The organism is Paenibacillus sp. SYP-B3998 (assembly GCF_010820665.1).
GTDB lineage: Bacteria > Bacillota > Bacilli > Paenibacillales > NBRC-103111 > Paenibacillus_E.
The window spans coordinates 783,059-804,987 of the sequence record NZ_JAAIKC010000001.1 but is presented as its reverse complement, the minus strand read 5'-3'; the positions used below and the strand labels follow the sequence as shown (position 1 = coordinate 804,987).

At 47.6% G+C, this 21,929-nt stretch carries 19 protein-coding genes; 2 read left to right on the top strand and 17 right to left on the bottom strand.

Annotation, left to right across the window (positions count from 1 at the left end; all coding sequences use genetic code 11):
- Positions 1-6 precede the first annotated feature (6 nt).
- From GK047_RS03490 to GK047_RS03455, 8 genes are all read right to left on the bottom strand, one after another.
- The gene (locus GK047_RS03490; RefSeq protein ID WP_163941196.1) at positions 7-2,031 is read right to left on the bottom strand and encodes an ABC transporter ATP-binding protein; all 2,025 of its coding nucleotides are present in this window, start codon (positions 2,029-2,031) and stop codon (positions 7-9) included.
- 22 nt (positions 2,032-2,053) lie between these two features.
- On the bottom strand, positions 2,054-2,941 hold the full coding sequence (locus tag GK047_RS03485) for an ABC transporter permease (protein WP_163941192.1): 888 nt from the start codon (positions 2,939-2,941) through the stop codon (positions 2,054-2,056).
- 31 nt (positions 2,942-2,972) lie between these two features.
- Positions 2,973-3,899 (bottom strand): ABC transporter permease, encoded by a 927-nt coding sequence (locus tag GK047_RS03480; protein ID WP_163941188.1) that lies wholly within the window; start codon positions 3,897-3,899, stop codon positions 2,973-2,975.
- Between the two features lie 21 nt (positions 3,900-3,920).
- Positions 3,921-5,564 (bottom strand): ABC transporter substrate-binding protein, encoded by a 1,644-nt coding sequence (locus GK047_RS03475; protein ID WP_163941185.1) that lies wholly within the window; start codon positions 5,562-5,564, stop codon positions 3,921-3,923.
- 77 nt (positions 5,565-5,641) lie between these two features.
- Positions 5,642-6,979 (bottom strand): LLM class flavin-dependent oxidoreductase, encoded by a 1,338-nt coding sequence (locus GK047_RS03470; RefSeq protein ID WP_163941183.1) that lies wholly within the window; start codon positions 6,977-6,979, stop codon positions 5,642-5,644.
- A gap of 75 nt (positions 6,980-7,054) precedes the next feature.
- On the bottom strand, positions 7,055-8,068 hold the full coding sequence (locus GK047_RS03465; RefSeq protein ID WP_163941180.1) for an MsnO8 family LLM class oxidoreductase: 1,014 nt from the start codon (positions 8,066-8,068) through the stop codon (positions 7,055-7,057).
- A 137-nt stretch (positions 8,069-8,205) separates the two neighbouring features.
- Complete coding sequence (locus GK047_RS03460) at positions 8,206-9,099, bottom strand: LysR family transcriptional regulator (RefSeq protein WP_163941177.1); 894 nt, start codon at positions 9,097-9,099, stop codon at positions 8,206-8,208.
- 31 nt (positions 9,100-9,130) lie between these two features.
- Positions 9,131-9,424, bottom strand: coding sequence for an HPr family phosphocarrier protein (locus tag GK047_RS03455; protein ID WP_163941174.1), 294 nt, complete (start codon positions 9,422-9,424; stop codon positions 9,131-9,133).
- Positions 9,425-9,637: 213 nt separating this feature from the next.
- Between GK047_RS03455 and GK047_RS03450 the strand changes: the two genes are divergently transcribed.
- Complete coding sequence (locus GK047_RS03450; protein ID WP_240343748.1) at positions 9,638-10,864, top strand: chromate transporter; 1,227 nt, start codon at positions 9,638-9,640, stop codon at positions 10,862-10,864.
- 86 nt (positions 10,865-10,950) lie between these two features.
- On the opposite strand, the gene GK047_RS03445 is transcribed toward GK047_RS03450, so the two are convergent.
- From GK047_RS03445 to fucU, 6 genes are all read right to left on the bottom strand, one after another.
- Complete coding sequence (locus tag GK047_RS03445; RefSeq protein ID WP_163941171.1) at positions 10,951-11,664, bottom strand: SDR family oxidoreductase; 714 nt, start codon at positions 11,662-11,664, stop codon at positions 10,951-10,953.
- Between the two features lie 192 nt (positions 11,665-11,856).
- A complete protein-coding gene (locus GK047_RS03440) occupies positions 11,857-12,195 on the bottom strand; it encodes a winged helix-turn-helix transcriptional regulator (RefSeq protein ID WP_163941168.1) in 339 nt (112 codons plus the stop codon).
- 287 nt (positions 12,196-12,482) lie between these two features.
- Positions 12,483-13,142 carry a class II aldolase/adducin family protein gene (locus GK047_RS03435; RefSeq protein WP_163941166.1) on the bottom strand — a complete coding sequence of 220 codons (660 nt, stop codon included), beginning with the start codon at positions 13,140-13,142 and terminating at the stop codon, positions 12,483-12,485.
- Between the two features lie 8 nt (positions 13,143-13,150).
- Positions 13,151-14,629 (bottom strand): rhamnulokinase, encoded by a 1,479-nt coding sequence (locus GK047_RS03430; protein WP_240343747.1) that lies wholly within the window; start codon positions 14,627-14,629, stop codon positions 13,151-13,153.
- A gap of 51 nt (positions 14,630-14,680) precedes the next feature.
- Positions 14,681-16,474: an L-fucose isomerase gene (locus GK047_RS03425; RefSeq protein ID WP_163941159.1), complete on the bottom strand. Its 1,794-nt coding sequence runs from the start codon at positions 16,472-16,474 to the stop codon at positions 14,681-14,683.
- Positions 16,475-16,639: 165 nt separating this feature from the next.
- Complete coding sequence (gene fucU / locus GK047_RS03420; protein WP_163941156.1) at positions 16,640-17,065, bottom strand: L-fucose mutarotase; 426 nt, start codon at positions 17,063-17,065, stop codon at positions 16,640-16,642.
- A gap of 122 nt (positions 17,066-17,187) precedes the next feature.
- Between fucU and GK047_RS03415 the strand changes: the two genes are divergently transcribed.
- Entirely contained in the window at positions 17,188-18,207 is a 1,020-nt protein-coding gene (locus GK047_RS03415) for a substrate-binding domain-containing protein (RefSeq protein ID WP_163941153.1), read from the top strand.
- A gap of 2 nt (positions 18,208-18,209) precedes the next feature.
- Here the strand turns inward: GK047_RS03415 and GK047_RS03410 are convergent, their stop codons facing one another.
- The 3 genes from GK047_RS03410 to GK047_RS03400 all read right to left on the bottom strand — a co-directional run bounded on the left by GK047_RS03410 (position 18,210) and on the right by GK047_RS03400 (position 21,868).
- The gene (locus GK047_RS03410; RefSeq protein WP_163941150.1) at positions 18,210-19,052 is read right to left on the bottom strand and encodes an SDR family oxidoreductase; all 843 of its coding nucleotides are present in this window, start codon (positions 19,050-19,052) and stop codon (positions 18,210-18,212) included.
- Positions 19,053-19,258: 206 nt separating this feature from the next.
- Positions 19,259-20,086 carry an alkaline phosphatase family protein gene (locus GK047_RS03405; protein ID WP_163941147.1) on the bottom strand — a complete coding sequence of 276 codons (828 nt, stop codon included), beginning with the start codon at positions 20,084-20,086 and terminating at the stop codon, positions 19,259-19,261.
- Positions 20,087-20,107: 21 nt separating this feature from the next.
- Positions 20,108-21,868, bottom strand: coding sequence for a glycoside hydrolase family 35 protein (locus GK047_RS03400; protein WP_163941144.1), 1,761 nt, complete (start codon positions 21,866-21,868; stop codon positions 20,108-20,110).
- Positions 21,869-21,929 lie beyond the last annotated feature (61 nt).

Sequence of the window (21,929 nt, the reverse complement as noted above, 5' to 3'; positions counted from 1 at the left end):
ACTCCTTTATATGGGATAGTGGCACGCCGTCCAATGTCCTTGCCTGACTTGGAGCAGCTTTGGCTCCTCTTGCTTGCACCTTGCGGTTGCCGCTCGGCAACGCGTATGAAACCGACAGCCGTTAGGCGGATTCGCTGGGGATGGGATCTCCCCCTCAATGGCGAACCATTCTCTTTTTCTAGTGGGATCTGTAGAAGGAATAGACGATAGCAGCCCCTTCGTATAATGATGAGCAGGGTGTTGGAACAGCTCCTCACTAGACGCGATCTCCACCAGCTTCCCCAAATACATCACACCGATTCGATCGGATAAATGGCGCACAATGTTCAAGCCATGCGCGATAAATAAATACGTTAACCCCAGTTTTTTCTGCAAATCCTGCATCAGATTAACAATCTGTGCTTGCACAGACACGTCCAGTGCAGACACGGCTTCATCTGCCAAAATAAATTGCGGATTCAGGGCAATAGCTCGCGCTATACCGATGCGCTGCCGCTGTCCCCCTGAAAATTCATGAGGAAATCGGTCATACACGGAACGGCTTAAACCGACTAATTCCAGTAAATGCTCAACTCTTTGCCGCTTTTCCCCAGAGGTTAGCGATTCATGAACATCCAGCGGTTCACCAATGATGTTGCCTACACGCCAGCGAGGATTTACTGAATTATAGGGATCTTGGAAAATCATTTGCATATCCTTACGAGCTTCTTGAAGACCCTTTACGTTAAGCTTGGCTAAGTCACGACCCTCAAACAAAACCTGTCCGCTCGTTGCCTTCTCCAACTGCAGCAGTACTCTACCCAATGTGGACTTGCCGCTCCCAGATTCGCCGACCAAGCCAAACGTTTCACCCTTCTCAATCGTAAAAGAGACATCATCTACAGCGCGAATCGGTGATTTCGTGCGATTAAGCAACCCCTTCCCGACTGGGTAATATTTACTGATCCCAATTACCTCAAAAAGCTTGGTTCGCTCCACCGTTTCAGGCTTTGGCTCGTTGCTGCTTCCTGCAATCCTTACAGCAGGAGCACTTTGCTGTTTCCAGTCTGCCATTTCCGCGAGCTCCTCCGCGTACCAACAAGCCGTTTGACGCCCGTTCACTCCCTGAAGTGGAGGGCTGTCTTTGCGGCACCGCTCTGTGGCATGCGGGCAGCGAGGATGAAAACGGCAGCCGTCCGGCAAATCCGACAGGCTAGGAATGGAACCCTCGATGGAAAATAATCGTGTGCTGCGATCACTGTCCATCGTGGTTATGGAGCGAAGCAAGCCCCGCGTATAAGGATGATGTGGCTTATCAAACAACTGTTGAACCGTAGCTTGTTCAACGATCTGCCCTGCGTACATGACAACAATTCGATCCGCCATCTCGGCGGCAATCCCCATGTCATGTGTGATAAGCAGGATAGACATGTTGAATTCAGCTTTAAGCTCCTGAAGCAGATGCAAAATCTGAGCTTGGATGGTTACATCCAAGGCCGTGGTCGGCTCATCTGCGATCAGAAGCTGCGGGCCGCAGGCAAGCGCCATCGCAATCATCGCCCGCTGGAGCATGCCGCCGGACAGCTCGCCTGGGTACTGCTTCAGCCGGATTTCCGGCTCGGGAATGCCCACGCGCCGCAGCAGATGAACGGCGCGTTGCCACGCCTGGCTTTTACTGCCTTGCTCATGCTGAAGGATGACTTCAACAATTTGGCTGCCAATCGTGAACACAGGATCAAAAGCAGCCATAGGCTCCTGGAATACCATCGCCATCTTCTTCCCGCGCCAGGCACGGAGCTCCTTCTGTGACAAGGTCGTCAAATCTACGCCATCAAGTACAATGTGCCCCCCGGATATGAATCCATTCTCATAATCCAGCAGTCTCATCACAGACTTAGAGGTGACCGATTTCCCGCTCCCTGACTCTCCCACTAAACAAATAGTTTCGCCAGCTTCGATATGAAGAGTAACATCACTAATTGCGGTAAGCGGGCCTCTCTTTGTAGCAAACTCAACGCTTAGATTTCCAATATCAAGCAATCGATTCGCCATGTGTCAACCCTCCCTGCTTAGCTCATCTTTGCTTGGGATCTAAGCTGTCTCGCAGTTTATCGCCGATTAAATTGACGGAGAGCACAAACAGCGTGATGGCCAGACCTGGAAAGGTGCAAATCCACCACCCCACCGTTAAATAACCTCTTCCTTGCGATAACAGTGTTCCCCAATCCGGTATTTCTTTGAGAACGCCTAGCCCTAGAAAGCTCAAACCAGATCCCACCAAAATGGACGATCCCAATCCTATCGTTGCCATAACCAGCATCGGAGACCAAGCGTTCGACAACACATGACTGAAAAAAATACGGATATTAGAGGCCCCAATCGAACGGGACGCGGTTACGAACGATCGGCTCTTGATGCTTATTATTTGTCCGCGCATGACTCGCGCATATTGGGGAATGGCAGCAGCAGCTACTGCAAAGATGATGTTATATAAATGAGGACCTAATGAGGCAGCGATAGCTAATGCTAATAAAATGCCAGGTATCGTCATCCATACATCAATGAATCGCATACATATCGTATCCACGATGCCGCCTACATACCCCGAAACCGCTCCAATTGCACCACCGATCAATCCCCCGGCCAGCACGGAAGCGAAGCCGATGTACAACGAATCGCGACTCCCATATACAACAACACTGAATACATCCCGTCCGAAATAATCCGTTCCAAACAAGTGCGCTAGACTCGGCGGACTAAGAATAGAATCCGTTAACATTACCGTAGGCGAGTATGGCGCAATCCACTGAGGTACAACCGCGCAGCCTACAATAAATAACGTGACTACTGCTGCGGCATATACGAATATTTCAGTCACATTGATGTTCCTTGTCACACGAGCAGTCGGTATACGCAGTCTTTCTTCTTGCCAAATTGCCTTTGCAGATATGGCTTCCTTCATCGCTGAATTCTCCCCTCTTAGCTACCGCTTTCTACTGCATTCTGCGTACCCTTGGATCAATAAACGTATAAGAGATATCCACAAGCAGATTGACAATCACATAGACGATCGCTGAGAAAAAAACGACTCCTTGAACGACCGGCAAGTCTTTGGCCATAATGGCATCTGCAAGTACTCTGCCTATCCCTTGCCTAGAAAATACGGTTTCGATAATAACGGTACCTGCCATTAGATCACCGATATGAATCCCAATAATCGTAACTGCCGGAATGAGCGCATTGCGCAAAGCATGCCGATACATAACTATGCGTTCCGATAATCCCTTCGCACGTAAGGTAACAATGAAATGCTCATGAATAACCTCAAGCATGCTGTTCCGTACCATGCGTACAATGAAGCCTGCACCAACGAAGCCCAGTGCCAGCGCAGGAAGAACGAGCGTTGCGAAGCCATCTGACCCTAGTGCTGGAAACCAGCCCAAATTCACTGAAAAAATGAGAATGAGCAGAATGCCGGACCAAAAGGTTGGCATCGAAATGCCGAACAAGCCAACGATTCGAGCTACGACGTCTATCCAACGATTTCTATGAATTGCGGAGAGCACACCCAATGAAACACCTACGATGATGGATAGGACTGAGCTAGCGAAGGTCAGCGCCAGCGTCGCCGGGAAGTGCTCCACAATTTTCTGCAAAACAGGATTGCTGTTCACCAATGACTTCCCAAAGTCTCCTTGAAGAACAGAGACGAAATAACGACCAAATTGTACGTAGAAAGGATCATTGAGCCCTAATTGCTGCCTTAAATTCTCGATAGCTTCCGGGGACATCGTAGTCGGGTCGATCAACGAGAGTACAGGATCTCCGGGGAGTACATAAAGGATACAAAACACCAGAATGAGGGAGCCAAGTATGACCAGTAAAGAAACCAGGAGCCGCTCCGTTATTGTCCTAGCCATATGCGTTAGCTCCTTGCAGGCTTATTTTTGAAGATAAGTATCATTAAAGAGTGGATAGCCAAGGTTGTCGAATTTCAACCCTTTGACCATTTTCAAAGCCGCTACCGTGTAAGGAAACACGTAAACAGGAATAATGGACGCATGATCGATAATCGTATGCTGAACTTGCTTATAAATTTCGGCGCGCTTCTTATCATCGTTTTCGACAAGACCTTGCTCCAGCCATTTATCAAGTTGCGGATCAGACAGGCCAGGGATACTCGGACGCCCTTTCGGGTCACTCGTATGATAGAACGAGTACAGCGCCGTTGGGTCTGAGTTCACTTGGCTGTTCCCGTACAGATCATAGGTTCCCTTCGTATAAATGACGTTTGCGGTATCCTTTGTAATTTCTACCTCTACCGCAATGCCCACTTGCTTCAATTGCTGCTGCACGATGACCGCGATATCGTTGCGCTTTTCACGATTCGGTGTGCCATCTACATAATGAAGCGTCAGCTTTTTACCTTCCTTCTCCCGAATTCCGTCAGCTCCTTTGACCCAGCCTAGCTCATCCAACAGCTTATTCGCTTTGGCCGTGTCAGGCTTAATGCCATTTTCCAACGTGGAATCATACCCAAAAATTCCAGGGGATAAGGGCGACCATGCCCGAGGATAAGTGCCTAGATATAAGGTTTTGACAATCGCATCGACGTCAATCGTTGCTTGCACGGCTTGTCGAGCTTTCACATCATTCCATGGGGGCCGTCTGTGATTAAAGAATAGTGTATACGGCAATCCAACCGTATTCACTTGCAGCACTTGCACATTAGGATCGCTTTTGAGCGAAACCACATTTTGTGGAGGGACGGTCTCAACCGCCAACACTTGCTTGCTCTGCACACTGCCGATCCGAGTCGCTTCTTCTGGTATAATTTTGAACGTGATTTGATCCAAATATGATTTCCCTTTATTCTCAACAATCTCCGGTGCCCAATTGTAATCCGGGTTGCGCTTCACTTGAATAGCTGCATTTTCCTCCCATTTCACGAAGGAAAATGGGCCTGTTCCAACAGGATGTTTGCCAAACTGATCGCCATCCTTTTGGGCTGCTGCCGGAGACACGATACCAAGCAGCGCTTGACTTAAGTTACCTAGGAAGGCGCGGGAAGGCGTTTCAAGGTTAAGCTTTACCGTGTATTCATCAATAACTTCAGCAGATTTGTAGGGTTTCAGAAATGCCGCTGAGTTAGCCGCTTTCGTCGTTGGATCGAGAATTCGATCATAGTTGAATTTAACAGCTTCCGCATTGAACGGGGTTCCATCCTGAAATTTAACATCTTTACGAAGCTTAAAGGTGTAACTTAATCCATCCGGGGATACGCTCCATTCGGCAGCGAGCCAAGGTTTAATAGAGCCATCCGGCAGCTGAGTAACCAAGCTATCATAAATCGTTCTAATGACCCTTACCGCTACGGCTAGCCCGCTGCGATGAGGGTCTAACGTATCTGGCGAGGTTGCCAAGCCATAGCTGAGGTCGCCTCCGACAGCCGCAGGCAGCTTCGCTTCCTGGGCCGTTTTTGAAGTCTGCGACGTGTCGCTATTGGCTGAACTGCATCCTGTTAATGTGAGAACAAGCGCCCAAGCTAGCGCATGATATTTCAGCAAATCTTTTTTTCTTCTCATCTGTGCATTCCCCCGTTTATTTCATAAGCGCCTAGATCGTTTTCCATACATAACTTATCGTTTAACTCGGATTTAAATTATGAATTTGTTACTTTTTCTTTCACATATCGGTTAGTTGGCACAGACAGACCTAAATTGCCACGTAGCGTATCTGCTTCGTATTCTTTCCGATAAATGCCCCGCTCCTGTAGAATCGGAACGACGAGATCTACAAAATCATTCAACCCGTTTGGCACGCCTGAGCCGACGATAAATCCATCAGCCGCACCAGCTTCGAACCATTGCTGAATGCGATCCGCGATTTGAATCGGTGTACCGATAAAGAGCGGGCGCGGTGTTGCCGCTTGTAGAGCAACTTGACGCAGCGTCAAACCTTTATCCTTCGCATTTTGCTTAAGACGATCCGTCGTGCTGCGGAAGCTGTTCTGACCCAAGTCTCCTAATTCAGGAAATGGTGCATCTAATTCGTATTGCCCAAAATCATGATGATCAAAATAACGACCTAAATAGTCGAGCGCTTCCTTCACTGTAACCAGACTGGCTGCTTGCTGATATTTGCATTCAGCGTCCTCTTCTGTTTGCCCGATAATCGGACCGATCCCTGGAAGAATCACGATATCCTCCGCTTTGCGGCCAAAACCGACTGCCCGACTTTTCACATCTGCATAAAAACGCTGAGCGTCTTCCACGGTAGGATGACCCGTGAAAATCGCGTCCGCCTCTTTGGCCGCCAAATTCCTGCCGTCCTCCGAGGAGCCCGCTTGAAAAACGACTGGCTGTCCTTGCTTGGATCTACCGATATTTAGCGGCCCTTGTACAGAGAAAAACTCACCTTTGTGATCTAAACGATGCAATTTATCTGGATCAAAAAATACGCCTGATTGTTTATCACGCACAAATGCATCATCTTCCCAGGAATCCCACAATCCTTTCGTTACTTGCAAATACTCGGAAGCAATGCGGTACCGCTTAGGATGGGAAGGATGTTCTTCGAGCTTTTTGTTATAGTTTAGCGCCGAGCCTTCAAGCGGTGACGTTACAACGTTCCATCCCGCTCTGCCACCGCTTATATGATCGAGCGAAGCGAATTGTCTTGCCACTGTGAAAGGCTCGCTGTAGGAAGTAGACAGTGTCCCGACCAGCCCAATTTGGGAAGTCACAGCTGCTAGCGCGGACAGGATCGTGATGGGCTCGAAGCGATTCAGGAAATGAGGTATCGACTTCTCATTAATGAATAAACCATCGGCAATAAACAGTAAATCGAATTTACCTGTTTCCGCTTTTTGAGCTTGCTGCTTGTAATATTGGAAATTTACACTGGCATCAACGACAGCCTCTGGGTGCCTCCAGGCAGACATATTCCCACCGACTCCTTGAATGATGGCCCCAAGCTTCAATTGCTTTTGTTTGGACATTGTAGTTCCTCCTTCGAGTTGAGCAATTAGTAAAACGATCATCAAACTCATTAGTATACGGTGGGTTGGGCCCGTCTACACGGTCAACTCTGAAAATGCTTCCTGCAAAAGAACGATGGCGCGCAACCGCTGGTTGAACTCTTTCATCGCGACTGTGATAATGATTTCATCTAATTGATAAGCCTTTTGAAGCTCTAAAAGCTTGGCTCTTACTTTGTTCTTGGAACCATGAATAACGCTTGCTTCTTTGACTTCCACGGTATATTTCTCATTGGATTGTTTGCCGAACTCTTCCGCTTGTTCAACGGTTATCACGGTAAGCGTGCGGCCGCTTTCCAGATGCACTTTGACGTTTTTGATTTCAGCAGCAAGCGATTGGGCTTCATCATCCGAATCCGTTAAGATGACGGAAACGGCAAGAACTGCTTGCGGCTTTGAATCATTAACAGACTTGAAGTGTTGACGATAGGAGGCGAACGCTTGCTGGATAAGAGATTCATCGCCATTAATGAATTGTGCGAAAACATAAGGGATTCCTAAACTCCCAGCTAACTCTGTACTCGCTCCCCCGCCACCAAGCAAAAACAAGTGAGCCGGTACTTCGGGCACAGGGACGGCCTTGATCCCATAAAGCTCATGTTCAGCATCCAATGTGTTATGAATATAGCGATCCAATAAGACTAGTTTGTCGGCCAAGGGCATACTAGTTCCGACAGTATCCTGTTGAAGTGCTTTTGTTGATCGAGGCAGACCGCCTGGTGCTCTGCCAATGCCAAGATCGACTCGTCCGGGAGCTAAAGCAGCCAGCACATTGAAGTTCTCAGCTACTTTGTACGGACTGTAATGTTGGAGCATAACGCCGCCGGAACCAATGCGAATACGCTCCGTTTTTGCTAGCAAATACGCAATTAACACTTCTGGTGACGATCCCACAACACCATCAGAATCATGATGTTCGGACACCCAAAATCGGCGATATCCTAGCGCTTCTGCATGCTGAGCTAATTCCAACGTTTGTTGGAAAGCCTCTACTGCCGTTGCCTGATCATGTATGAGGCTCTGATCTAGCAAGCTTAATTGGATTCCCACAATGTTTCCTCCCGCGTCTTCTATAATTAAAATAATTCCAATTGTTTTAATCGGATTTAATGTTCAATTTAATGTATCACCGGCTCAAAGGCTGGTCAATTTCAAATCAAGATCTTCTATCGTTCAATAGAATCTTTCTATGAAGCGCTTGTTCGCAGCTCAATTTCTTTGGCAGCCTCTAGAAAAATATGCGAAAAATTCGTATCTGCTTCTTTGAGGCTAATCAGATTTGTTCGCAAAGAGAGACCGTTCAAAGCAGGAATATGAATCGGTACGAGCAGTCCTTCTTTCACTTCTTTGCGTACACAGAGTTCAGGGAGAAAAGAAATACCCATGCCTTTGGTGACAAGCTTCTTGGCCGTTTCCAAATTATCGATCTGATATTCGATCTGGGGCGGATGATCCAGCGTCGCAAACAAACGATGTATTTTCATCCAATCGAGTGATCCGCATTCAAAAAAAACAAGCGATTCCCGGCTTACCTCTTCGATTGAAATGTTCGCTCTTTCGGTAAAAGGATGACGGTGATGCACGAAAAGACGAATGGGATCTTCATAATACCCTGTACTGTCTACATGGGGATGCGTAACATTGCGGACAAAGCCAACGTCTACTTCTTTATTAAGCAGCTTCTCTAGAATCGTCTCAGTAGGAGCCGTATTCAATTTGATTTGCAGGTGGCGGTACTTTTTTTTTATGAGCGGTAAAATTTCAGGAATGACATAATTAGAAACGGAAACGGTACAACCGATTCGCAGCTCGTTAGGAGCTGTCGATAAATTTTGCAGCTGCTGCTTCCCTTTTTTGTAGGTTTGCAGAATTTGCTGTGCATAAGGAAGAAATTGCTTCCCTTTTTCCGTTAAGGTAAAGTTCCTGCCTTCTCGCTCGAAAAGAAGTGTGTTCAACTCACGCTCTAGCGATTGAATGCGCGCCGTTACGGAAGGCTGAGATAGGAATAGGGCGTCAGCAGCCTTGTTGAAACTGTTAAAATGAATAACATAGACAAAGGCCTCCATATTTTCAATGTTCATGCCAGCTACTTCCTTTCCAGCTTACACTTAGTTAAGAGCTTTGCGGGTAAAGCGCCTGTACCGTCCAATCAGCATTTTGCAAATAAACAGCGACCTGTTCAAAAGCTTGCTCTGCATCAGCGCCATCAAGCACAAGGACAATGGTTTCATTCGTGCCCAGTGACAAGCTTAACGATACAATGCCAAGCAGCCCTTTGGCGTTCAGCATTTTACCATTTTTGCCCACATAAATATTGCATGTATATTGATTTGCGATGGTAACAAAGTCCAGCACACGATCTATGATCCAAGGTTCGTTCATCGAAAATGTCCATTCAATTCTCATTTTCACTCCTCCTACAACTTTGAGATAAAAAAAGAGACGCAAGCATCCCATTTAAGGATGCTGCATCTCCAGTTGTCTGGTCGATATCCGATTCCAATAATTCCGATATATTTACTTGTATTTAGATTATAGTAAGTTGGACATGAATCTGTCAACGGTTAAATCTAAAAAAAGCAAAAAAAATACAGAGAAAAAAATGATATAGTATTCTTAATGAAACGAAAGATGAGGGAGCAATGGATGACTGCACAGGCTGAAGCAGGCAAAGGTTCTTTATGGGAAGTGTTTGCTGTATCGTTAAGGCTCGGACTCACCTCTTTTGGCGGGCCTATCGCACATTTAGGCTATTTCCGTGAAGAGTATGTAAATCGAAGGAAATGGTTGGATGAAGCTAGCTATGCTGATTTAGTAGCGCTCTGTCAGTTTATTCCTGGGCCCGCAAGCAGCCAAGTAGGCATCTCAATTGGCATGATGCGCGCTGGTTTGCTTGGAGGCGTTGCTTCATGGCTGGGGTTTACGCTGCCATCGGCGCTGGCATTGCTCATTTTCGCGTATGTCATTCGCAATTACGATGTCACGCAAGCGGGCTGGCTTCATGGTTTAATGATCGTTTCCGTAGCCGTTGTAGCTCAAGCGGTGTGGGGAATGGCGCGTTCGTTTATTCCTGATCGTGCGCGCGGAAGTATTGCGCTCGTCACAACCATCATCGTGTTGGTCGTGCCCTCAGCGTTTAGCCAACTGATTGTTATTGCTGCGGCAGCATTATTCGGTCGTTTCTACTTTCGAAGATCAGAGGATACGCAAACGCCTGACCATCGCAGTTACCTAAGCAAACGAATAGCCATTATTTCGTGGGTTATCTTTTTCGCACTTTTAATTGGCCTGCCGCTTCTCAGACACCAGTTCCCAGCGACTTGGCTTGCGATGTTCGACAGCTTCTTCCGCGTAGGATCGCTTGTTTTTGGCGGGGGTCATGTTGTTCTGCCTATGTTGCAAGCGGAAGTGGTTCCGATGGGGTGGGTCACAGACACTCAGTTCCTGGCTGGCTATGGCGCAGCCCAAGCCGTGCCCGGACCTTTGTTTACCTTCTCAGCTTACTTAGGGACTATCATGAATGGATGGTTAGGCGCTCTCATCGCTGTAATCGCTATGTTTCTGCCTTCCTATCTCCTTGTTGCAGGAACATTGCCGTTATGGGGCGCTATTCGTCGTCGACCCCATTTCCAAGCCGCACTAAAGGGCATTCATGCAGCGGTTGTCGGCATTTTAATCGCCGCTTTGTTTCATCCGGTTTGGACAAGTACGATTCATACGGTTTATGATTTTTGTCTTGCCTTAGCAGCCTTTGGTCTATTGATGCTTTGGAAGCTTCCCCCATGGATCATCGTACTCGTCTCAGCAGCAGGTGGAGCCCTTATTTCTTGGCTGCAAGCCTTCTAAGTTACACTCGAACAAATAAAGAAGCCGATAAACGCTCCTCTGGGAGGATGTTCGGCTTCTTCCTTTTACATACAACCCAGTGGGCTTTAAGCTAGAATATGTCCCCCTTCAACATGCAAAACGGTCCCGGTGACGAAGCCATTTTGGATGAGGTACAGAACGCTTTGCGCAACATCTTCCGCTCTACCTACACGTTTGACTGGTAATTTATTCGCAATCGCGTCATAAAATTGATTACGAGCTTCTTCTGGCATTTTGCTGCGAGAAGGTGTGTTAATAATACCTGGCGAAACAACGTTGACTCGAATTGGCGCAAGCTCCAATGCCAGCGTTTGGCCCAAATTCGAAACTGCCGCATTGACAGCTCCCAGCGTAGACGAGCCAATCATCGATTTATAAGCCACTACCCCAGAGAATAAAGTGATCGAGCCGTTTTTGGAGATGTGGGGCGTCCCATATTTTGTCGCATAATACTGGCCCCAAAATTTATTTTCAAATAACTGCCGAGCTTTCGCTGTTTCTGTTTCAAGGAAAGGCCCTCCGCTAGTTTCTGCTGCACTTACAACCAAGTGATCAAAGGAACCCACGGTCTCGAAAAAAGCCTTTACTTCCTGCTCTTGGGTTGTATCCAATACATAGGATGCTGCTTTCGCCCCTAACTCTTCCTTCGCTTTCCGCAGCTTTTCCTCCGAACGGCTGGCAATAATCACTTCTGCACCTTGTGCTAAAGCTTGTTGAGCTGTTGCAAAGCCAATTCCTGAACTTCCACCGATAATAACTACCTTTTTATTATGTAACATTGTTAGTTCCTCCTGATTGGTTTATTTAATTGGATGAGCTTAGTGTACCTCCTTAAATTCCCTTTGGGAAGTAGTATTATTAAATTCATATAGTAACATTAAAGTTACTTTTGTGAATTTACTAGGAAAAACAAAAAAAACCGCCTTCAGCCTAGTGCTGTAACGGTCATTCTTTGGTTTTTGAAGCTTTATTTATAAGGAAAGCCCAAATCGCTTTAATTCAATGAAAATATTTTCAAGCTGCTTCCCTTTATCGGTAATCGTATATTCCACACGGGGCGGAACCTCTGGATAAACGGTGCGTGTGACTAAACCGTGTTCCTCAAGCTCTCTCAAACGCAACGAGAGTGTTTTGGGGCTAATGCCTTCCATCGACCTTAACAAATCGCTGAAGCGCATAGTACCTTCAATCAGTAGATCGCGAATGATAAGGAAAGTCCATTTTGTTCCAATTACATCAATCGTTTTGGCAATGGGACAAGGCCGACCAGGCGTTCCTTTATTTAATTGAATCGGTTCAAGTGTACTCATTTGAACAACATCCTTTTACGAGTTTTTCCTTCATTTTGTCCAGTATACCTTATAAATAACTTTCGGGAAACTATAGGCTTATATGAATCCTACTTTCCAGAATGAAGTTGTTTATTGAAAATAAGCCACAGATATCGAAGCTCCTATCGTACACACGCTTAGCTCAAAGGCAAACTCTTTTTAAGATTAATAGTTTTTTAGAAATGTCATGGCTTCGACCGCTCGCTTAAACAAAAACGCCCGTCCTCATCAAAAAACGATAAGAACGGGCGCATCCTGTGACCCTTTTATTTCATTTGTTGCAGTAAATTCACGCGATAGGCTTCGCTTTCCAGACCTTGTATCTCCTTGTACTCTTCCTCCGTCAGCCGCCTGGGTGTGCCAACGGACTTCGCGATCAAATAAATTTTGGCGCTCTCCTCCATTACTTCTGTGCGATAGTAGGCTTCGCGCAAATTTTTCCCAGTCGTAACGAGGCCATGATTATTAAGCAGAATCGAGCTATATCTGTCCGCCTTCTCTGCAACGAGATTCGCCAGCTTATCTGTCGTTGGCACAACATAAGGAACGAATGCCACCTCGCCGACAAGCGCCGCTTGGTCAGGGAACAGCATAGGCAGCTCGTCGTCAACGAGCGTTAAAGCGATGCAATACGCAGGATGCGTATGCACGATTGCCTGCATGTTCGGATTCACGCGATAACAGAACAAATGCATGAGTACTTCGGATGAAGGACGATATGTCTTCTCCAGAATGTCTCCCGTTGGTATATGAACAGGAACCCACTGCTCAGGCTCAATATCTTCGAGTGCGAAGCCACTCGGGGACAAATACATGACATCCTCGTACCTAGCGCTGATATTACCCCCAGGGCCAACGACAAGTCCTTTCGCCACACTTTTTCGCGCATATTTCGTTAACTCTTCTCTTGTTTTCTGCTCAGACATGCTCGTACTCAACTCCTTACTGATTTCTTATCGATCACCTGTCTATACGTTACATAAGCCTCCTGCCACTGAGCGCAGTCCTCAGGTTCATAGGATTCTGGCGGAAAAGAATCCATCACAGCCTGCCTAATTTGCGCTAGTGATTGGACTTCGCCATGCGCTTTGGCCTGCATCATCACATTGCCAATCGCTGTCGCTTCGACAGGTCCGGCAATGACCGTTCTTCCCGTTGCATTCGCCGTTAATTGACAGAGCAGCTTATTTTGAATGCCGCCCCCGACCATGTGAATGCATGCTAAATCACGATCAACCAGTCCTTCAATTTCATCTAATGACTGCTTGAATTTCATAGCAAGACTATCCACTACACAGCGAATGAGCTCAGCTTTCGTTTGTGGCACATGCTGACCCGACTGGGAGCAATAAAGGCGAATCCGCTTCGGCATATTACCCGGTGCCAGAAAAACAGGGTCTTCTGGATCCACGTAGCACGCAAGCCCTTTTTCTCGCTTTGCCATCTCCTGCATCTCAGCGAAAGATAGCGTCTCACCTTCGAACTCCCAATGTCGTTTGCAGGCTTGGAGCAACCATAATCCCATAATATTTTTCAGCATGCGAATCCTATGCTCGGCCCCACCTTCATTAGTGAAGCCCCAACGCCTGCTGTTTTCATTGATGATCGGCTCCTCCAGTTCAACGCCCATTAAGGACCAAGTCCCGCATGAGATAAATGCATAGTCCCCTTGCAGGGAAGGAATGGATACGACAGCAGACGCCGTATCATGGGATGCTGCAGCCACAATTGGCATAGCCGCTATGTGCAGTTCTTCGGCAATCTCTGGACGCAGAACGCCTTCCTTTGTGCCTGGCATGACGAGAGGAGTCAACAGATCAGAAGAAACTCCGATTTTGTTCAACAATTCTCCGTCCCAGTCTCTGGCTAGGGGATTCAACAGCCCCGATGTACTGGCAATCGTGTATTCAGTCGAACGGACACCAGACAAATAAAAACGAAATAAATCTGGCATAAACAGAAGGCGCGTATCCTCATCGAAAGCCAAGGCCTTGTCTTTCACCTCTGCATACAGCTGAAAAATTGTATTAAACGATAAGGGCTGAATACCTGTACGACGATACAATTCCATATTCGGCAGTACCGTCAATAATTGATCCATCGCTATTGCATTACGTTCATCCCGATAATGGTAAGGATTTCCTAGCAGCTTTCCTTTCCCGTTCACGAAGCCGTAATCCACGCCCCACGTATCCACCGCAATGGAAGATGGACTCCCCGATGCGTGCTGTTTATAGGCATGAATTCCTTTTTTCAGCTCATGGAAAAGCCGCAGAAAATCCCAGTGCAAGCTTTCACCTAACTGTACCGGATCATTCGAAAAACGATGAATGTCCTCCACCGTAAGCTTGGTGCCATCCCAACGCCCAAGAATCGTCCTTCCGCTGCTTGCTCCGAAATCAACAGCTAGCATATGCATAGGGGTAGTTCCCAACGCTCTCACCTCACAATCTTACACATCCACTTACTTATACAAAGGTCCAAAGCTGCCGCAAGCTCTGAAATCAGCGCTCTCAGGATCCGATGTGCCGAAATTGCTCCATACACGCGGACGGAAAATATGTTCCTTCGCTACGTTATGCATGGATACAGGAATTCTCAAAATAGAAGCAAGCGTAATAAGATCGGCTCCGATATGTCCATAGCTTATCGCGCCATGATTCGATCCCCAATTATCCATAACGGCATATACATCGGTAAACGATCCTTCGCCAGTCAAAATAGGAGCAAACCAAGTCGTCGGCCACGTCGAATCCGTACGAAGATCAAGTGTATGGTGAACCTCTTCGGGCAGCTCAATCGAGTAGCCTTCGGCGAGTTGAAGAACTGGACCTAAGCCCTTCACCAAATTAATGCGCGACATCGTCACCGGCATTCCGCCTTTGGTTAGGAAATCCGTTGAGTACCCGCCACCTCGGAAATACTCCACAGCCGCTGGACGCCAAGAGGTGGCTTCCAAGCATTGGTTCACTTCTTCGTCTGTAATTTCCCAGTAAGGCTTCATGACAGGTTTGCCGTCACGCGACTGCTCACCTGTTCCGTCCAGCGCAGCGGAACCTGAGTTAATTAGATGTAAAATGCCATCCTTCGCAGCTCCGCTCAGTGTGTGGCCCGTCACTCTTTTTACCGCATCAGGACTCCAGTAGGTTCTAACATCAGCAAAAATTTGCGCCGTATTCGTCAACAGATTGCCGAATAGCATCGCTACGCCATTCAGGCTGTCATTTTCCGTAGCGACCAAGTAAGGCGCGCGCTTTCCATTCCAGTCGAAGGAAGAATTAAGGATCGCTTCGAGGAAATCACCGTTCGGGAAATGATCCGTCCAATGACGCTGCCCTTGGAAGCCCGAAAGAATCGCATTATGTCCAAGCGCTTCTTCACCGAACGCAAGACCAGCTAATTTCGGATTACCTACCATGAGATCGCGAACAATCAGAGACATTTTGACAACCGTTTCCCAGTCCTCGTCCTTTTTTTCACGCGTGGTTTGGATCTCAGGTCGGTTATTATCCGCTCCTTCTGGACAATTTTCTTTGACCCAACTGAGCGCAAGCTGATACTCCGCAGGGTCGAAAATTTCTTCATCGATGCGGCGCACTAATTCCGACATATCAACGTACTCGTTGCGCATGCCGAGATAATTTTGAAATAGTTCCTCGTTTACAATGGAACCTGCGATCCCCATAGAGACGGAGCCGATAGACAAATACGATTTGCCTTTCATCAGAGCAGCCGCAAGTCCTGCCTTAGCAAAACGGAGCAGTTTCTCCTGTACGTCTTGCGGAATATCGGTTGTTCCGGCATCCTGCACATCCTTGCCGTAAATACCGAATGCGGGAATGCCCTTTTGCGCGTGACCGGAAAGCACGGCCGCCAAATAAACTGCTCCAGGACGCTCCGTGCCGTTAAAGCCCCAAATGGCTTTCGGGGTCGATGGGTCCAAATCCATCGTTTCCGTACCGTAACACCAGCAAGGCGTAACCGTAATCGACACACCGACGCCCGATTTTGTAAATTTATCGGCTGCCGCTGCCGCTTCTGCCACACCGCCTATACAAGTGTCGGCGATGACACACTCGACAGCCTCCCCGTTCGGATACTTCAACGTTTCGCTAAGCAAAGCGGCGACCGCTTTCGCCATATTCATCGTCTGCTCTTCCAGTGATTCGCGGACCCCTTTTCTTCTGCCGTCAATCGTTGGTCGAATACCAATTTTGGGGAATGTCTGCTGCCATCTGTGATCATGAGTAGTTGCCATGTTATTGCCTCCTTAAATGTTTGTGCCCGTATAAGCGGCTTCCAAAGGATATAAGCATTAGATTTCCCGTCTAAAAACGGGTGTATAAGCGTGTTCAGCAAGGTTTAAAGTAGAGTTATCGATAATTCATATTACGTAAAATTTTGCGTTAAAAATGAATATTGATTACTCCTTGATAACGCCCTTCCTCAAAATAATGTTGGCATACAGCGCCTTTTCGCTAGTCGCTACAATCGCGTAAGCTTGCTTCGCGCGTTCATAAAAAGCAAAGCGCTCCATATAAGCAAAGGAAGGAGGGATATGTTCATCAATAATCTGTTCATACGTTTTCCAAATCGGTGTTTCCACCGCATCCCCCGGGACAACAGCCATTAAAGCAACAGGCTGATCGCTGTAAGTATCTAAGGGGAACAAAGATAAAACCGCTTTCAATAAATCAGGCACATTGTGTCCATCGCTGCGCAGCAAACGATTTGTATGGCTAGCAGCAGGAAAATTACCGTCCGCGATGACGATTTCATCGCCATGCCCCATCTCCATAAGCACCTTCAAAAGTTCCGGTGAAAGGATCGAAGGGACTCCTTTTAGCATATGCGCGACCTCCTTTATTCATGTGTGTTACCGATAACTCAAAATTAACAATTTCCTGTCTTGCTGTCAATCCTTATTTTCTATACAATAGACAGATACATTCAGATGAAAAGGTGACTCTCGTGATTACAATCTATGACATTGCTGAAAAAGCAGGCGTTTCGGCTATGACCGTCTCGCGAGTTATCAATAACACAGGCCGGATTAGCGAGGCAACTCGCAAGCGTGTCCGTAAAGTGATGGATGAGCTTCATTACATCCCGAATTCTATGGCGCGCAGTCTCGTACTGCAAAAGAGCAAAATTCTATCTCTGCTCATTACGGATATAACGAATCCGTTCTATACAACCATTGCGCGTGGCGCAGAGGATGCAGCCAAACGTTCTGGCTATAGATTGCTTTTCGGCAATAGCGATGAGGATTACGTGAAGGAGAAGGATTATGTCGACATGATTCTATCTACTCGCGTAGATGGCGTCTTGTTTGCGCCGACAGGCGATCAATCGTTGGAGCATCTGCAGCAATTGCAAAAGCACAATATTCCCGTCGTCGTACTCGACCGGGAAGTGCCTGGGTTTGATGCGGATGTCGTTCTGGGGGATAGTAAAGAAGGAGCGAGAAACTTGGTCGAGCACTTGATTGGGCTCGGCCATCGGCGCATCGCCCTAATCAACGGCGCCCATGACGTATCGACCGCACGTCTGCGGCACGCAGGGTATCGGGAGGCACATCTGCTTAGCGGACTGACCATCGATGAGGCTTTAATCGTTTATCTCAGTTATCGTGATTTCCACGATGAGTCCGTCCTAGACGCTTTGCTGCAGCAGCCCATGCCGCCGACAGCCATCTTTGCGGCCAATAATATGTTAGCCGTAGGCGTCATCGGGGCATTAAGGCAGCGCGGCATGCAGGTTCCAAGAGATATTTCCGTCGTATGCTTCGACGACTTTGGTCATGCAGAAACGGTTAATCCCTTCCTTACCGTAGCTGCGCAGCCAGCCTATCAATTCGGTTCGCTAGGCATGCAGCTGCTGATCGAGCGAATTGAAGGAGAAGCTATTCTCGAAAATCGTAAGCTGATTCTGCCTTCGGAGCTGCTGATTAGAGCTTCAACACAAGCGTTAAATGGATCTCTACCTTAATTTCATCTCAACAAACGCTGCAAAACAGCCTCATACCATTTCCAAGGCAGCAAAGCTCTTGCCCATAATCCCAGCTTCACACCTCTTCCAAGCGGGTAACGCAGCTTCGGATTCGCTGTGCCGACAATAAGGGCAATCTTATCGGCGACCTCCTGCGGGTCAGGCGCGGAGTTTGCCGCTTGCTTGGAATATTGGAGCATTTTACTGAGCTTGCTCCAGTAAGGGGACGTTTCCGATGTATGAATGGCGTTGAAGCCTTTGCCCCAAATGTCCGTACTGTAAGCTCCCGGCTCGACAAGAACGACGCGAACCCCAAAGGGCTTCATTTCCAAACGCAGTGATTCACTGAAGCCTTCCACGGCAAACTTAGATGCGCTATACGGCGCATAACCCGGAAAAGCGGACAAGCCGCTTACGCTGCTGACATTCACGATGCAACCTGAACCTTGAAGACGCATATGCGGAAGCACAGCCTTCGATGCTGCGATAACGCCAAATACATTCGTTTCGATCTGCAATCTCCATGCATCCATAGGCACGTCCTCCACATAACCGCCTACGGCAAAGCCTGCATTATTGATTAATACATCCATTCGACCATACCTGCTCATGATATCCGCTACGGCTTGTTCAATTGTATCCGGCAAAGTTACATCGACTTGTACGACCTCCACCGAGGAAAGAATACCTGCCTTTTCCGCGCTTTCAAGCAAACGTCCTGCTTTGCTCAAATCTCGCATCGATGCTACAACATGATAGCCTTTCTTCGCTAGAGCAATCGACGTCAATAAACCAAAACCGCTCGATGCGCCCGTCACCAAAGCGACCTGTCGCGATGCACTCATCCTTCCCGTGTCCCTTCTCCAATTCCGTATTTGCTTCATAATCCCATATAACGCCTGCGCTGTCGATTACAATCTTTCACGCTTATTTTAAGGCGGTAAGATAAGCGGCAGCAGAACACACAGCAAAGGACAGCCGAGAGACCTCGTACTGTCCTTTGTGTATAGCAAACTGCTTATTGATTTACTTGCTTCGCATCCATTAGCAGCTATTCCACTGTCGGAAACAGCCCGTTAGGCAGCTTCGCATCCGCATTGGCAAGCGGCGGCAAGCCCAGGGCTCTTAAAGTCACAGCAGCTGTGTCCATGATGGACAACCCCGACAAATCGGCGTCTGCATGCACACCAGGACCGCGACAGCCCCAGAAAATCGTCATATCCTTCTCATGATCGCTGCCGTGATTGAAATCATCCACGCCACCGCCTCCATGATCCGTTGTGACAATGATCAAGCTATCGTCGAGCAGCCCTGCCTCTCGAATCGCGACGGTAATTGCCCCGATTTGCTGATCAGCTTTGGAAATGCTAGTCAGATATTCTGCTGAGCCATAGCCGTGACGATGACCCGCATAGTCGACATCATCTAATTGAACGAACAGTAGCTTCAGATCAGGGTTCTCATGAATATAAGTAACAATCGCCGGAACCAGTTCATCATCTGGCGCTGCATATTTATGAATATCGCTGTCATCCTCAATGATGCCGGTTAGGATTGGTTTCCATGAAACGAAAGAAGCCATTTTGCTGCCAGGAGACGCTTTTTTGATTAAGCTAAACAGAGAAGGTGTGGCTGAATCTTTAGGATAATGCTGCTCCTCTTTAATATAGGTATGGGATCGGTGCCTATCCGGCGTGACGCCGTGCAGCAGTGCTCCCCAGCATTCCCCGCTATTGGAGGGAAAAACCGTCTGCGCGCTATCGGTTCGAGCTCCAGCCTGCAAGAGCGCATCGATATGAGGCGTTTCGGTCTCCCGGTTAAATGCTCCTGCACCATCGATTCCAAGAATGAAAACCCGCTTGATCGTTGTTCCTGTCATCCCCATTCTCTCCTTCTCCCATTAGCCTAAATCAGGGGTATCCGTTAACTCGATAACCGGGTTTTCGGCATGATGCAATTCCAAAATGATGATTTCATTCTGACCTTGGCGCAGTAAAGGCGCTGGCACATACAACGTGCGCTGCGGTCCTTTTTCCCAATAACGACCTAAGTTAAAACCATTTATCCATACAACGCCCTTAGACCATCCATCTAAACGAATAAAGGTATCGCCCTTCTCCTGAACGGTGAATTCGCCTTTATAAAAGGCAGGCCGATCCGTTCTTTCAGACGTCTTAGAAATCGGCTCAAAGGGGAGCGATGTTGTAGCATCCAACGGAAGCGGATAAATCGTCCAATCAAACAAAAACTGATTGTTCATCCGAACGCCTTCTGTAATCCCTTTAAAATCTTTGAGTTTGGGTCCATAGTTAACACGGCCCATGTTTTCCACAACGATGTCCAGCTTCGCGCCTCCCGCTGGAATGTCCAGTGGGAGCGGACGCGGATCCCAACGTTCCACAGTGCCTTGATAAACGCCATCTAAAAATACTTGCGCGCGATCATGCACTTCTTGAATGTTCAGCATTTCGCCTGTGCGAGGCCCTGATACCTGTGTCGAGTAAACGATGAAACCATAGTTTTGACCAAGCTTTTCCATTGGCTCTGGGCATGTGCGCTTCAAAGGCGTGGAGATTGCCGGCAGCTGCTTTAGTAGATCTGCACTCTCCGTCATCACAATGCGGCCATAGCTTTTTTTACTAATCGGAGCTGGCCATTGCGGCATATCTTTCTCATCGATTCCCCGGTAGTTGGCAATTACGCTGCGAACGGCTCTGAATTTCTCCGTTTCATCGCCGCATTCTGACAGCGGTGAATCATAGTCATAGCTAGTAATCGTTGCTTCATATTTGTCTTGATAATTAGCCCCGTTGTAGAACCCAAAGTTTGTCCCGCCGTGGAACATGTAGAAATTAACTGACGCTCCAGCCCGAATCATACGGTCGAAGACATCTGCAACATCTGCAGCATCGCGTGTGTGGTGCGGCTTCAACCAATGATCAAACCAGCCATTCCAGTACTCCATACAAACGAGCGGCTCATCGGAACGATATTCACGGAATTTCTCAAAAGACTCTTCTGGCTTCGATCCAAAGTTAACGGTAGCAAGTGTCCCGGGGATCGTGCCGCCTTGCAGCATACCGTCTTCAGGTCCATCAGAGGTGAACAGCAGAACATCCACGCCCCGTTTAATCAGGCCATCTCTCAAATACGTTAAATAAGTGGTATCGTTGCCATAGCTGCCATATTCATTCTCGACCTGCACAGCGATGATCGGTCCGCCATTCGTGCTGAGCAGCGGAGTTAGGCGCGGTATGAGCTCATCGTAGTAGCGATCAACTTTACTTAAATACACCTCATCCATACAGCGAAGACGGATATCCGGGTATTGCAGCAACCAAGCCGGCAGCCCGCCGAATTCCCATTCCGCACAAATATAGGGACTAGGTCTGACGATAACGTGCAATCCTAACTCACCGGCTAGCTTAATAAAGCCTTCCACATCTGCAAGCCCTTCAAAGCAAAAGCTGTTTTCTTGGGGTTCATGCAGATTCCACGGGAGATAGGTCTCTACGGTATTAAATCCGCAAGCTTTCAGTTTCAAAAGTCGGTCTTCCCAATATTCAGGCACGACACGGAAATAGTGAATCGCTCCAGATAGGATTTGAAAAGGGGTTCCATCTAATTGAAATTGCGCATCTTTCACTTGTAAATTAGCCAAAATGATACCCTCCGAATCAATATGTTTTTAGTAAGTTCCTACTTGTATCATCGCTTAATTG

Coding starts and splice junctions, on each gene's coding strand:
- GK047_RS03490 (WP_163941196.1), bottom strand. CDS start 2,031: ATGGCGAATCGATTGCTTGATATTGGAAATCTAAGCGTTGAGTTTGCT.
- GK047_RS03485 (WP_163941192.1), bottom strand. CDS start 2,941: ATGAAGGAAGCCATATCTGCAAAGGCAATTTGGCAAGAAGAAAGACTG.
- GK047_RS03480 (WP_163941188.1), bottom strand. CDS start 3,899: ATGGCTAGGACAATAACGGAGCGGCTCCTGGTTTCTTTACTGGTCATA.
- GK047_RS03475 (WP_163941185.1), bottom strand. CDS start 5,564: ATGAGAAGAAAAAAAGATTTGCTGAAATATCATGCGCTAGCTTGGGCG.
- GK047_RS03470 (WP_163941183.1), bottom strand. CDS start 6,979: ATGTCCAAACAAAAGCAATTGAAGCTTGGGGCCATCATTCAAGGAGTC.
- GK047_RS03460 (WP_163941177.1), bottom strand. CDS start 9,099: ATGAACATTGAAAATATGGAGGCCTTTGTCTATGTTATTCATTTTAAC.
- GK047_RS03455 (WP_163941174.1), bottom strand. CDS start 9,424: ATGAGAATTGAATGGACATTTTCGATGAACGAACCTTGGATCATAGAT.
- GK047_RS03450 (WP_240343748.1), top strand. CDS start 9,638: ATGAAACGAAAGATGAGGGAGCAATGGATGACTGCACAGGCTGAAGCA.
- GK047_RS03445 (WP_163941171.1), bottom strand. CDS start 11,664: ATGTTACATAATAAAAAGGTAGTTATTATCGGTGGAAGTTCAGGAATT.
- GK047_RS03440 (WP_163941168.1), bottom strand. CDS start 12,195: ATGAGTACACTTGAACCGATTCAATTAAATAAAGGAACGCCTGGTCGG.
- GK047_RS03435 (WP_163941166.1), bottom strand. CDS start 13,142: ATGTCTGAGCAGAAAACAAGAGAAGAGTTAACGAAATATGCGCGAAAA.
- GK047_RS03430 (WP_240343747.1), bottom strand. CDS start 14,629: ATGCTAGCTGTTGATTTCGGAGCAAGCAGCGGAAGGACGATTCTTGGG.
- GK047_RS03425 (WP_163941159.1), bottom strand. CDS start 16,474: ATGGCAACTACTCATGATCACAGATGGCAGCAGACATTCCCCAAAATT.
- fucU (WP_163941156.1), bottom strand. CDS start 17,065: ATGCTAAAAGGAGTCCCTTCGATCCTTTCACCGGAACTTTTGAAGGTG.
- GK047_RS03410 (WP_163941150.1), bottom strand. CDS start 19,052: ATGAGTGCATCGCGACAGGTCGCTTTGGTGACGGGCGCATCGAGCGGT.
- GK047_RS03405 (WP_163941147.1), bottom strand. CDS start 20,086: ATGACAGGAACAACGATCAAGCGGGTTTTCATTCTTGGAATCGATGGT.